We start from the raw sequence: 12,880 nt of genomic DNA, 5'->3' as shown, positions 1-12,880 counted from the left end.
TCACCGGGCCCCGCGGGCGCGTCAGGCGGACCGCGGAACGTCGATCTTGTCGATGTCCGGGGCGTATCCGTCGCCGCTGTCGAAGGTGATGGTGTTGGTGCCCGCCTTCAGGGCCAGTTGGACGCTGACCGTGTCGGCGGTGCCCCAGTCGCCCGTGGCGGGGAAGGGCAGGCTGGTGCCGTTGCCGCTGTTCGAGTAGACGGTCACCGAGCGCGGGTCACCGCTGACGTAGGAGACGCGCACGGTGTAGATCCCGGCCTTCTTCACCCGGACGTCGTTGATACCGAGCTTGCTGCCGACGTAGAGGTTGCCGACCTTCTTGCCCCCCGAGCAGGCGTCGCAGGTGGCGACGGACGCGTTGCCGGTCAGGGTGTTGTCCGGCGCCTCGGCCTCGTAGGTGGTGGTGGCCAGCGGTGAACCGCCGGGCCTGACGGTGAACAGCCGCGAGCCGTGCGCGGGCAGTGCCTCGGTGATCTGGTCCTTGTGGGTGCCGAGGCTCTCCTTGTTCCACAGGTCGCGCACGGCGGCGTTGCCGGTGAAGCCGAGGGACGCCCAGTGGGCCGTGACGGACGCCGGGGCGGAGCCGAGGTTGAACAGGGCGACCGTGTAGCTGCCGTCGCTGTTCCCGGTGGCCCACACCTGCTGGTCGCCGACGGGTGTGACGGGGCGTGCGACGGGCGCGTCGCTCTGGTCGACGGCGATGACGTCCCGGTTGGTGAGCAGGGACAGGCCGTAGTCGTCGAGCCGGGTGATGTCGTCACCGGTGAACAGGGGCGACTTGTTGATGGCCCACAGGGTCAGGTAGCTCTGCCGCTCGGCCTTGGTGAGGCCGTCCATGTCGCCGTTGCCGACGTCGATCGCGTCCAGGTCGTTCCAGCCTCCGGGGCCCGCCTCGTGGCTCCAGGCCGGTGCGTCGTTCCACCGGTCGTTGACCGAGTTCTCCCAACTGACGAGGGTGTCGCAGTAGCACTCGACGTCGGTGTCGATGCGCCAGCCGTTGGAGTACTTCTGCCAGTCGGCGGCGTGGCCGATGTCGAGCGACCAGGACAGTTCGAGGTGGATCGGCCGCCCGGTGGCGGCGATCGCCTGGTGCCAGGCGGCGACGTCGGGCACGTTGTCGTAGTTGTCGCCGGTCTTGAACGAGCCGGGGCCCACGCCGTCCAGCTTCAGGAAGTCATAGCCCCAGTCGGCGAACATCTGCGCCTGCGAGTCGATGTACTTCTGTGCGCACGGACGGGAGAAGTCCAGCTTGTAGGCGCTGTCCCAGCCGTTGGTGGTGCGCAGGTCGGGATAGACGATGTCGGCGGTGGTGCAGTCGGGGGCGTGCCAGATGGGGGCCTTGCCGTCGGCGTAGCCCTCCTTCTCCAGGCCGACGGGCAGGTAGATGCCGGCCTTGAGCCCCTTGGCGTGGATGTGGTCGGCGACCGATGCCATCCCGTGCGGGAACCTGACCGGGTCAGGCGTCTGCCGGGCGTACTGGTCGAACTCCGGCTTCCAGGTGTTGTCGCGCCACCAGCCGGCGTCGATGTTGACGTAGTCGTAGCCGTACGGCTTGAGCTTGGCGGCCAGGGCGTCGGTCTGCTTCAGGACGTTCGCCTCGGTGAGGTAGCTGTAGTCACCGTCCGGGTTGAGGCCCGGGTACTTGGAGGACTGCATGCTCCAACTGGACCAGCCCATGTACGGCTTGGCAGCGATGCCGGAGGCGCCCGGGGTGCTCGCGGCCCGCACCGGGGCGGCGGAGGCGGTGGCGGCGGCAGTGGTGGCGGAGGCAGTGGTTCCGGCCGGGGATGCGGCCCCGGCCTGGGCCGCGGCTCCTGCGGCGGGGGCCGCGGCGGCGAGGGCGGCGGCGGTGGCCAGCACCGCCACGGTTCTCATGGCACGGCGCACGGAAGGGGTGTGCGCGCCGTGCGGCGTCGGGTACGAGGGTGACCGCATGGGTCGGACCTCCTGTTGTCGGATCGCGGGGGACAGCGCGGTGGAACCGGGCAGGGACGTGCGTTCCGGACGCCGGGGGGCCGACCGGCCGTGGTGGCCGTCGGGACGTCGGGTCGGCGGCTCAGCCCTTGCCCGAGCCGATGGTGAGCCCGCTGATGAACTGGCGCTGGAGCGCGAAGTAGACCAGCAGGGTGGGGATCGCGGTCATGAGGGCGCCTGCCGCGATCAGGTTGGGGTTGGTGAAGTACTGGCCCTGGAGGTTGGCCAGCGCCGAGGTGATGGGACGCTTGTCGCCGGTCTGGATCAGGACGAGCGACCAGAAGAAGTCGTTGTAGATCCAGATGGACTCCAGGGTCGCGAGCGCCGCGAACGCCGGCCGGCACAGCGGCAGCACGATCTGGAGGAACTGGCGCCACACCGGCGCACCGTCGACCAGGGCGGCCTCGGAGATCTCCTTGGGGATCGTCTTCATGTAGTTGCTGAGCACGAAGGTGCAGAAGCCGCACTGGTAGGCGATGTGGATGAAGACGATGCCCCACAGCGAGTTGTAGACCAGCAGCGAGTCGCTCATCCACGCCGGCAGCGGAAGCAGCAGGTACAGCCGGTACAGCGGGGTGATCAGCACCTGGGCGGGGATCAGGTTGCCCGCGGTGAAGAGCATCAGCAGCGCGACGTTCCAGCGGAAGTCGAACCGCGACACGAAGAACGCCACCGCCGCCGCGAACAGCAGCGTGCCGAGCACCGCGGGGACGGTGATGAGCACCGAGTTCCAGAAGAAGTGCGGCATCCCGGACTGGCTCCACGCGTCCGAGAAGTTCTGCAGGCTGATGCTGCGCGGCCAGGACAGGTAGCCGTGCCTGGTGGTGTCGGAGTAGGGACGCAGGGAGGTGTAGACGGCCCACAGCAGCGGGACGAGCCACAGCAGCGCGATGCCGCCGAGCATGAGGTGGCGCCCGGTCTGGCGTCGCGGCCCGCCCGGGGCGGCCGCGGCGGGGGCCAGCGGCGTGCGTGACCGGGAGGCCGGCGGGGTGGCGGTCGCGGTCACTGGTCCTCCTTGCGGAAGGTCTGGACGAGGAAGGTCCCGATCGCGGCGAGGGAGACGAGGAGCAGGATGACCGCGAGGGCGGAGCCGTATCCGATGTGGCTGGACTCGCCGATGATGTTGTCGCTGATGAGCAGGGACAACAGCTCCATGCCGGGCTTGCTGCCGGTGCCGCCGCCGAGCACGTAGACGATGTCGAAGGCGCGCAGCGACTCCATGACGGTGACGACCAGGATGATGATGTTGACCGGCTTCATGGCGGGCAGCACCACGCGGAGGAACGTCTGCCGCCCGTTGGCGCCGTCGAGCGCGGCGGCCTCCTTCAGGGCGGGGTCGAAGCCCTTGAGGCCGGCCAGGTAGAGGATCATGATGTAGCCGGTGTGCCGCCAGCCGGAGGCGATCAGGACGGCCCACAGGTTCAGGTCCGGGTTGCCCAGCCAGTCGATGTGGTGGCCCGAGGAGACGGCGGAGATGACACCGTCGAGCAGGCCCGTGTCGGGGTTGTAGATGATCTCCCAGATGAAGCCGACGACGGCCAGGGAGAGCACCATCGGCATGAAGATCGCCGTCTGGTAGATCCGGGTGAAGCGGATCTTGCGGTCCAGTTGGTAGGCCAGGAAGACGCCGAACGGGGTGGGCAGCAGCGCGGTGAACAGCAGCCAGAACACGTTGTGCCGTACGGCCGGCCAGAACGGCGGGTAGTTGGTGAAGATCTGATGGTAGTTGTCCAGTCCGATCCAGTGGATGTCGGACAGGGTGAGGCCGTCCCAGCTCGTGAAGGACAGGCCGATGGAGGCCAGCGCCGGCAGCCACACGAAGACCAGCAGGGCGAGCAGCGGGATGCCGACGACGACCGTCAGGAAGAGGCGGTCACCAGGACCGAGACTGCGCTGCCGGGAGCGACGGGGGTGTGCGCGCGAGGACGACCGGGACGCGGTACGCACGGTGGACATGGTGAACCCCTCCGGGGAGTCAGGCCGTGGAGCCGGGGAGTCAGGCCGTGAAGAAGTGCGAGCGCTGCGACTCGATCTTCTTGAGCAGGGCCGATCCGTCGTCGGGGTGGTTCAGCCACTCCGCGAAGCCCGGCTCGATCACCGTGGAGATGAACCCGGGGTCGCTGTCGCGGTCCGCGAACTGGGTGATGTGCTTGGCGCCGGCGATGAGCTCGGCGGACTTCTTCTGCAGGGCGTTGTAGGAGCTGGTGTCGGCGCCCGAGTTGACGGCGACGTTGCTCGGATCGACGCCCATGTAGAGGTTCTCCGCCTTGGCGCTGCCGAGGAATTCCAGGAACTTCGCTGCCCCGTCGGCGTTCTTGGGCTTGCGGCTGAGCATGAAGCCGTCCGTGGGCGCCTCGACCGTGTCCTGGCCGTAGGCGGAGTCGATCTCCGGGAACGGGAAGAAGTCGATGTCGGAGCGGAGGGACTCGTCGGTGACCTGCTGGCCGAGGAAGAGGCCGATGACCGCCATGCCGGACTTCTTGTCGAGCAGCGACTGCGCGGCGTCCTGCCAGGAGCGGCCGGCCGCGCCGCTCTGGTAGTACGGGGCCAGCTCGCGCCACAGGTCGATGGTCCGCGCGGCCCGCTTGTCGGTCCAGGAGACCTGCCCGCGCATCAGGGACATGTGGAAGTCGTAGCCGTTCGCGCGCAGGTTCAGGTAGTCGAAGGCGCCGAGGATGCTCCAACTGTCGCCGCCGCCGTAGCCGGAGGCGATCGGCGAGAGCCCGTCCTTCTTCATCTGCTTGGCGAGCGCGGTGAACTGGCTCCAGTTCGCGGGGATCCCGTAGCCGTACTTCTTGAAGACGCTCTTCCGGTAGAAGACCGCCCAGGGGTAGTTGTAGAGCGGGACGAAGTAGTACTTGCCGTCCTCGCCCTTGGAGAGCTGCTTGGCTGCGTCGCTGAAGTCGCCGCCTATCTTCTCCCAGACGTCGTCGACGGGTGCGGCGAGGCCCTTCTTGGCGAAGTACTGCATGCGGTAGCCGGCGAACCAGGTGAAGACGTCGTCCGGAGTGCCCTGCAGATAGGTGGAGATGCTCTTCTGGAACGTGTCGTGGTCGACGGTGTTCGTCTTGACGGTGAGCTTGTCGGCCTTGTGGAAGGCGTCCGTCAGGGCGGCGTAGGCCTTCTTCGGTGTGGCGTCCGCGCCGTTCGACCCGAACGTCACCGTCTTCGGGTCGGCCGCCGCGCCCGAGCCGCAGGCGGCGAGGGCGGGCGTGGCCAGGGCGGCGGCCGAGGCGCCCAGCAGTCCCTGGACCACCTTCCTGCGACTGGGACCTGCGGGGGTCCTGGGGGTGCGGCTCTGCAGCGTCATCGCTACTCCTAGTACGTGTCTGATCCGATGAAGGACTGGATCGCCGTGGCCGCGGCCCCGCGCGCCCATTCCTCGAAGGGCAGCGGACGTGTCATCACGTCGCACTGCGCGGCGGCACCGAAGGCGGAGGCCGCTAAGGCGTCGCGGATGCCCTCGGCGAACAGGTCGTAGGCGGCCAGACCCTCGCCGGAGATGATCACTCGCTCCGGGCCGAGGACGTTGACCACGGAACCGATGGCCCTGCCGATGGCCTCGCCGGCCCGTGCGTAGACGTCGCGGACGCCGGGGTCCCCCTCATGCGCGAGCGCCAGCGCCTCGGCAGCGGTGTGCACGGGCTTCCCGGTCGCCTTGCGGACCTCGCGCAGGATGGCGGGATCGGCCGCGATGGCCTCGACGCAGCCGTTGTTGCCGCAGTGGCAGGGCGGGCCGAGCGGGTCGATGGACAGGTGCCCGATCTCGCCGGCCACGCCGTGCGCACCCGACACCACCCGTCCGTGCACCACCAGGCCGCAGCCGATGCCGGCACCCACCGTCACCAGCGCGAAGTGGGAGAGGCCGACGCCCGCTCCGAACCACTGCTCGGCGACCGTGAGCGCGCGTACGTCGTTGTCGACCGTGACCGGCAGCCCGGTCGCCGTCTCCACGATCTCGGCGAGCGCGATGTCGCGCCACTCCAGGAACGGCGAGTAGCGGACCACGCCACGCGTGCGGTCCACGTCCCCCGAGACGGCGATGCCGAGCCCGCGCACCCGTACGCCGAACCCGTCGGCCTCCGTGAGGAGTTCCTGCACCAGCGCGGTGATCCGCGGCAGCACCGCCTGCGGCCCCCGGGCCGTGAGCCGCACGTGCCGGGCGACCCGGATGCGGCAGCACAGGTCGGCGAGGACGGCGATGATCTCGTCACCCGTCACCTTGATCCCGATGAACAGCGCCCGGCCCGCATCCACCCGGACCGGGTTGGCGGGCCGGCCGAGAGCGGGACGCGCCCCGTCGTCCGCACCCTCGACCAGATAGCCGACCTCCATCAGCGGACGGACCGCCTTGGTGACGGCGGCCGCGGACAGCATGGTCCGCCGCCCGATCTCGGCCCGGGTGAGCGGGCCGTGGGAGAGGAGAGTGGTGAAGACGAGGGAAGCGGCCGGCGTGGTCGCCGGGGCCGCCTCACGAGGAGGCGTCGAACGCATGGCCGGAAACATAAGGTTGTTCTTTTCTGCTGTCAATGAAAGAAGCAAGGCCCTTTTGAAGAGCCTGATATGGATGCCGCTCACCTATGAATGTGAGATCTCGTAGTGGTATTGACAGGTGATCGAAGGAGCGCTTGGCTGCTCCCTGCTCCTGTGGCGCTATCCGAACGCGAGGATCAATGTCTGCGATCTCCTTCGACCCGGCCCGTGGGGTCTGGCTGCTCTCCACCCCGCGCACGTCGTACGCGCTGCGGGTCGACGACACGGGAGCGCCTTGCCACCTCGCGTGGGGCCCCCGGCTGACCCTCGCGGCGGCCGGTGAGCTCGTGTCGCCGCCGGCCGGGGAGATCAGCAGCTTCGAGGGCCGTCCGCCGGCCGGTGAGGAACTGCCCGTCGACGGCGGCACCCGGTACGGGGCGCCCTCCCTGCGGGTGCAGTTCGCCGACGGCACGCGCGCCTTCGAGTGGCAGCCCGTGGGCCACAGCACCGGTGAACCGTCGCCCGGAACGGCCGAACTCGCCCTGGAGTTTTGCGACCGCCACTACCCGCTCACGGTCGTCCTGCACTACCGCGTCCACGACGACAGCGACGTCATCGAGCGCTGGACGGTGCTGCGCAACACGTCCCGGGAGCCGCTCACCGTGCTGCGCGCCGACTCCGCCGCCTGGACGCTGCCGCCGCGCGACGACTACCGGCTCAGCCACGTCACCGGCCGCTGGTCGGCCGAGGGCCTGCTGCACCGCGAGCCGGTGCCGCACGGCGAGACCGTGCTCACCAGCCGGCGCGGCATCACCAGCCACCACGCGAACCCATGGGTGATGCTGGACGCCGGGGACGCCACCGAGGACCGCGGTGAGGTGTGGAGCGCGGCCCTGGCCTGGAGCGGCAGTTGGCACGTCACCGTGCAGCGCACCCCCGACGGGCGGACCGCGTTCACCGGCGGCGCGGGACAGGACGGCACGGCCCTGCCGCTCGGCCCCGGCGAGGAGTACACCACGCCGCGCTGCGCGGCCCTCTACACCGACGGCGGATTCGGCGCGGCGAGCCGGGCCTGGCACGCCCACACCCTGGCCCATGTGCTGCCGCACCCCGAGGAGCTGCGGCCCGTGCTGTTCAACTCGTGGGAGGCCACGGGCTTCGACGTCAGCGAGAGCGGGCAGAAGGCGCTCGCCGGGCAGGCGGCGGAGCTCGGCGTCGAGCTCTACGTCGTCGACGACGGCTGGTTCGGCGCCCGCCGCGACGACACGGCGGGCCTCGGCGACTGGACCCCGGCGGCCAAGGGCTTCCCCGACGGGCTCACCCCGCTGATCGAGGAGGTGCACCGGCTCGGCATGCGCTTCGGCCTGTGGGTGGAGCCCGAGATGGTCAACCCGGACAGCGACCTGTACCGCGCGCACCCGGACTGGGTCCTGCACTTCCCCCACCGCGCCCGGACCGAGCTGCGCAACCAACTGGTGCTCAACTTCGCACGCGACGACGTCGCCGAGTGGGCCTACGGCTGGCTCACCCGGCTGGTCGCGGACAACGGCATCGACTTCCTCAAGTGGGACATGAACCGCGCCTTCAGCGAGGCCGGCTGGCCCGACCGCGCCGAGGGCCAGGACGTGCTGTGGACGCGGTACGTGCACAACCTGTACGCCGTCATCGACCGGTTGCGCGCAGACCACCACGGGCTGCGGATCGAGACGTGCAGCGGCGGCGGCGGCCGTGTCGACCTGGGCATCCTCTCCCGTACCGACCAGGCGTGGCCGTCCGACAACACCGACGCGGCGGACCGGGTCTCGATCCAGCACGGCTTCAGCCAGGTCTATCCGGCACGGGCGATGACGGCCTGGGTGACCGACGTGCCCAACCAGCTCACCGGCCGCTGCGTGCCGCTGCGCTACCGCTTCCACGTCGCGATGGCGGGGGTGCTGGCGATCGGCGGCGACCTCGCGCACTGGACGGCCGAGGAACGCGCCGAGGGCGCCGAGCTGGTGGCCCGGTACAAGGAGGTCCGGCACATCGTGCAGCACGGCACCCAGCACCGGTTGCGGGGTCCCGGCGACGACGGACCGACCGCCGTGCAGTACACCACCGGGGACCGCCGGGAGGCGTTCGTGCTGGTGTGGCAGCGTGCACCGCGCCACGGCACACCGCTCCCCGTCCTGCGGCTCGCCGGCCTGGACCCCGCCGCCCGCTACCGGGACACCGGCACCGGCACGGTGCACCACGCGTCCGTGCTGACCGGGTACGGCATCACGCCCGATCTGCCGCGCGGGGACTGGGCCAGCACCTCGCTGCACCTGGTCAGGGTGGACGAGTAGGCGGGTGCGCCGGGACAGGCGTTCCGGGGCGGCTGCGCCGGGGCGGGGTGGGCGGGGTGGCACCTGGTTGCGGCGAACCGCGCGCCAGGAACTGCAACAGTGCTTATATAAGCGCTGTTACGATGTCCTCATGGCCAAGAACCCCGCACGGAACCCACCGCCGGAGCCCGCAGGGCGGCCCGCCCAGACCCCGGTGCGGGCCCCCGCGCAGACTTCCGCACAGGCGGCGGGGGAGGCGCGTGAGCGGGCTCATCGGCAAGCACATGAGCAGGCGCGTGGGCAGGCGCATGAGCGGACGTACGGGCGGGCTCAGGAGCGGACGTACGGGCGGGCTCGGGGGGAGGCGCATGAGCGGGGGCGTGGGCAGGATCCGTCCCTGCACAGCCTCTGGCGGCCATTGCGGTACCTCCAGGCCGCCATGGATGCGGACATCGCACGGGTCTACGCGGAGGGGCGGATCGAGGGGCTGAAGACCACCTATGTGATGGAGCTGCTGCGGCTGGCCGACCGCGGGCCGATGACCATCACGGAACTGGCCGAGTCGGTCGGCCGCACCCACTCGGCACTCAGTCAGAAGGTCGCGGCGATGCGCAGGGCCGGCTGGGTCGAGACCGTCGCGGGCGACGACGCACGCAGCAAGAAGGTGACGCTGACGGACCGCGCCCGCGGCGTCGTGGACCGTCTGGCGGCGGAGTGGAGGGCCACCGAGGCCGCTCTGGAGGATCTGGAGGCCGAACTCCCCTACCCGCTCAGCCGGGTCGTCACCGACATCGAACGAGCGCTGGAGCACAGGAGCTTTCACGAGCGGATAGCCGAGAAGCTGGCCCAGGACCCGGCATGGTGCTGAGGCGGGCCCTGCTCGATGTGAGTCCGCTCAGGTCGTCGCCGCCGTTCCGGCGGCTGCTGGCCGGCCAGGCGCTGTCCGCGCTCGGCGGGCAGATGACCCTCGTCGCCGTGATGTTCCAGGTCTGGCAGACGACGAGGAGCACCACGTGGACCGGCGCCGTGGGACTGGCCCAGGCGCTGCCGCTCGTCGTACTCGGGCTCTTCGCCGGATCGGCCGCCGACCGTGTGGAACGCCGGGCGCTCTACCTGGTGACCACCTGCGGACAGGCCCTGTGCTCGCTCCTGCTCGCGCTGCAGGCGGTCTTCGGCCGTCTGCCGACCGTCGGCGTCCTCGCGCTGGTCGCCGTGCGGTCCTGCTTCGGCGCCGGCAGCGGTCCCGCCTCGCGCACCTTCGTGCCCCGGCTCCTGCCGGCGCACCGACTGGCCGCGGGCCTCGCGCTCAACCGGCTCGCCTTCCAGGGCGCCATGTTGGCCGGCCCTGCCCTCGGCAGCCTGACCGTGGGCGGGCTCGGCGTGAACGGCTGCTACGCGATCGACGCGCTCACCTTCGCGGCCGCCTGCCACGGTGCGTGGGGCCTGCCGCGGATGGATCCCGGAGACCGGTCGGCCCGGCCGGGACCACGGGGTGTCCTGGACGGCCTGGCCTTCGTAGCCCGGACACCCGCGATCCGCGGAGCACTGCTCACGGACCTGGCGGCCACCGTGCTGTCGATGCCGACCAGCCTGTTCCCTCTGATCAACGCGGAGCGGTTCGGCGGCGACCCTCGCACGCTCGGGCTGTTCCTGACCGCGATGGCGGCCGGTGGTGTCACCGCGTCCGTCCTGTCCGGAACCTACACTCGGCTCCCCCGTCCGGGCCTGGTCATGCTCGTCGGATCCGCCTCCTGGGGCGTGGCGCTCACGCTGTTCGGCATGGCGCCCGAGCCGTGGACGGGGCTGGCCTTCCTCGTCCTGGCCGGCGCGGCCGACACCGTCTGCGTGGTCTCGCGGAGCACCGTCGTCCAGGGCCACACCCCGGTGGGACTGCTCGGCCGGGTCGCCGGCGCCGAGCAGATCGTCGGCCAGGCCGGGCCCGATCTCGGCAACCTGCGCGGGGGGCTCGTCGCAACCGCCACATCGGGCACCACGGCCCTGGTCAGCGGCGGCCTGCTGTGCGTGGGCGCCGTCGCCCTGGTGGCCACCCTGACCCCGGGCCTACGGCGGTCCGCCGCACCACCCGCGCCGACGCCCCCGCCGACACCCCTGCCGACACCCGCACCGGCGCCCGCACCGACGACTCCTGGGGACGGGCAGTAGCGCGGCGGGAAGGCGGGGAGTCCCCCTCGGTCCGTCCCGATGACCTGTGTCGTCGCCCGCTCGCGACGGCCTGCCCCGTCAGCCGGAAGGGCCTGCCCCCGTTAGCTGAAAGCACGACGGTAGGCATGCGGACTCACACCGGTGGCGCGTTTGAATCGGTCGCGGAAGGCCGTGGGTGAGCCGAATCCGACCTGGGAACCGATGCGTTCCACGGAGTGACGAGTGGTCTCCAGAAGGTGCTGCGCCCGACGGATGCGGGCCCGATGCAGCCACTGGAGGGGCGTGGTGCCGGTCTGCTCGCGAAAACGCCGGATCAACGTCCGGGTGCTGACCCCGGCGTGCGCGGCGATGTCGTCGAGGGTGAGATCGCACTCCAGGTTGTCGCGTAGCCAGGTCAGTACCGGCTCGAGGACTGATCCCATCGGCGTGGGCGTGTGGTCGTGGACGATGAACTGTGCCTGGCCTCCTTCGCGTTCGAGCGGCATCACGGAAAGACGGGCGGCGTCCGCGGCCACGGCCGAGCCGTAGTCGCGCCGGATCATGTGCAGGCACAGATCGAGGCCGGCCGAGGCACCGGCCGACGTGAGGATCTGGCCGCTGTCGACGTACAGCACGTCCGGGTCGACGTCGACCGCCGGATACGCGGCGGCTAGCTGGTCCGCGGCGATCCAGTGGGTGGTGGCCCGCAGTCCGTCGAGGAGCCCGCAGGCCGCCAGCGGGAAGGTGCCGACACAGATCGACGCAATTCTGGTGCCCCCGTCCGCGGCCTCCCGCAACGCCGCACGGACGGCGGGCGATGGGGGCTCTGCCGGGTCGGTCGTGCCGGGCACGATCACGGTGTCCGCGCCCTTCAGCCCCTCCAGTCCCCAGGGCGCGCGCAACGTGAACGCCCCGGCGTCGACCTCGCGTTCCTCGGCACACACCCGGATCTGGTAGCCAGGACGCCCGTCGGGGAGCCGGGTGCGGTTGAAGACCTCGATCGGGGTGGACAGGTCGAACGGAATCACCCGGTCGAGCGCGAGGACGGCGACTGTGTGCATGTCCAGAACCTACCCGCCCGCCTCACCACACTTGAAGGGCAGAGAGCCATGTCCTCCTTGATAGACCGAGGTCAGAAGCCTTTGCAGCGGCTTGGCGGTATCCCGTTGAAGACTGTCACTATCGCCACTGGGGTACGCGGCCCTGCCCGGCTAACGTCATGACCGCTCCGGCACTGCCCCGGCCTCCATCCCCCTCTCCAAGGACTCCCGTTATGCATGCCCAGATCGTCCTCTACGACGGCTTCGACCCGCTCGACGTCATCGCGCCCTACGAGGTCCTGAGCGCCGGCGCCGACGCCTGTGCGGGAACGATGAGCGTCGAGCTCGTCTCGTCCGAGGGCCCGCGGGAGGTGGTCAGCGGAACGGGGGGACTGACCTTGCGCGCCACCTCGGCCCTGGACGCGGACCGACCCGGTCTGGTCCTGTTGCCGGGGGCCTCGGGGCGGGTGGGCGAGCTCGGCGAGGCCCCGGACCAGGCAGCCGGAGCCCCCGGTGAGTGGCGGCGGAACGAGTCCATCTCCGTACTGCTGGGGCGCACCCTCACCACCGCGTTGCCGGGTCTGCTCAGGACGGCGATGGCCAACCCCCGGGTGACCGTCACCGCCGTGTGCGGTGGCTCGCTGGTCCTGGCCATGGCCGGACTGCTGGAGGGCCGCTACGCCACCACCCACCACCTGGGCCTGGACCTGCTCGACGCCACCGGCGCCCACGCCGTACGCGCCCGAATCGTCGACGACGGCGACCTGGTCACCGGCGCCGGTGTCACCTCCGGGCTCGACCTGGGCCTCTATCTGCTGGAGCGCGAGCTCGGTCCGCGTATCGCCCAGGCCGTGGAGGACCTGTTCGCCCACGAGCGTCGCGGCACCGTGTGGCGGAACCAGGGCCCCGTCCCCGCCGCCCTGTGATTCCTACCCGCAGCCGTCC

10 protein-coding genes are annotated in these 12,880 nt (G+C 70.7%); 4 read left to right on the top strand and 6 right to left on the bottom strand.

The window, feature by feature from the left end:
* Window positions 1-21: 21 nt before the first annotated feature.
* The 5 genes from IE313_RS15280 to IE313_RS15260 form a co-directional block, all read right to left on the bottom strand.
* Window positions 22-1,935: an alpha-galactosidase D gene (locus IE313_RS15280; RefSeq protein WP_373316994.1), complete on the bottom strand. Its 1,914-nt coding sequence runs from the start codon at window positions 1,933-1,935 to the stop codon at window positions 22-24.
* 121 nt (window positions 1,936-2,056) lie between these two features.
* Window positions 2,057-2,980, bottom strand: a complete 924-nt coding sequence (locus IE313_RS15275; protein ID WP_189932347.1) for a carbohydrate ABC transporter permease — start codon at window positions 2,978-2,980, stop codon at window positions 2,057-2,059.
* Window positions 2,977-3,930 carry a carbohydrate ABC transporter permease gene (locus IE313_RS15270; RefSeq protein ID WP_189932345.1) on the bottom strand — a complete coding sequence of 318 codons (954 nt, stop codon included), beginning with the start codon at window positions 3,928-3,930 and terminating at the stop codon, window positions 2,977-2,979. The genes IE313_RS15275 and IE313_RS15270 overlap by 4 nt, the downstream gene beginning before the upstream one ends.
* A gap of 40 nt (window positions 3,931-3,970) precedes the next feature.
* The gene (locus tag IE313_RS15265; protein ID WP_189932344.1) at window positions 3,971-5,284 is read right to left on the bottom strand and encodes an ABC transporter substrate-binding protein; all 1,314 of its coding nucleotides are present in this window, start codon (window positions 5,282-5,284) and stop codon (window positions 3,971-3,973) included.
* An 8-nt stretch (window positions 5,285-5,292) separates the two neighbouring features.
* On the bottom strand, window positions 5,293-6,468 hold the full coding sequence (locus IE313_RS15260; protein WP_189932342.1) for an ROK family transcriptional regulator: 1,176 nt from the start codon (window positions 6,466-6,468) through the stop codon (window positions 5,293-5,295).
* A gap of 179 nt (window positions 6,469-6,647) precedes the next feature.
* On the opposite strand from IE313_RS15260, the gene IE313_RS15255 reads away from it, so the two are divergent.
* The 3 genes from IE313_RS15255 to IE313_RS15245 all read left to right on the top strand — a co-directional run bounded on the left by IE313_RS15255 (window position 6,648) and on the right by IE313_RS15245 (window position 10,916).
* The gene (locus IE313_RS15255) at window positions 6,648-8,774 is read left to right on the top strand and encodes an alpha-galactosidase (protein ID WP_189932340.1); all 2,127 of its coding nucleotides are present in this window, start codon (window positions 6,648-6,650) and stop codon (window positions 8,772-8,774) included.
* Window positions 8,775-9,192: 418 nt separating this feature from the next.
* On the top strand, window positions 9,193-9,621 hold the full coding sequence (locus IE313_RS15250; RefSeq protein WP_189932339.1) for a MarR family winged helix-turn-helix transcriptional regulator: 429 nt from the start codon (window positions 9,193-9,195) through the stop codon (window positions 9,619-9,621).
* Window positions 9,612-10,916 carry an MFS transporter gene (locus IE313_RS15245; protein ID WP_189932337.1) on the top strand — a complete coding sequence of 435 codons (1,305 nt, stop codon included), beginning with the start codon at window positions 9,612-9,614 and terminating at the stop codon, window positions 10,914-10,916. The genes IE313_RS15250 and IE313_RS15245 overlap by 10 nt, the downstream gene beginning before the upstream one ends.
* A 101-nt stretch (window positions 10,917-11,017) precedes the next feature.
* On the opposite strand, the gene IE313_RS15240 is transcribed toward IE313_RS15245, so the two are convergent.
* Window positions 11,018-11,956, bottom strand: coding sequence for a GlxA family transcriptional regulator (locus IE313_RS15240; protein WP_189932335.1), 939 nt, complete (start codon window positions 11,954-11,956; stop codon window positions 11,018-11,020).
* A gap of 212 nt (window positions 11,957-12,168) precedes the next feature.
* On the opposite strand from IE313_RS15240, the gene IE313_RS15235 reads away from it, so the two are divergent.
* Entirely contained in the window at window positions 12,169-12,861 is a 693-nt protein-coding gene (locus tag IE313_RS15235; RefSeq protein WP_189932327.1) for a DJ-1/PfpI family protein, read from the top strand.
* Window positions 12,862-12,880: the final 19 nt, after the last annotated feature.

It is taken from the genome of Streptomyces sulfonofaciens, from assembly GCF_014656295.1.
GTDB classification, from domain to species: domain Bacteria; phylum Actinomycetota; class Actinomycetes; order Streptomycetales; family Streptomycetaceae; genus Streptomyces; species Streptomyces sulfonofaciens.
This window is presented reverse-complemented; position numbering and strand designations above follow the sequence as displayed.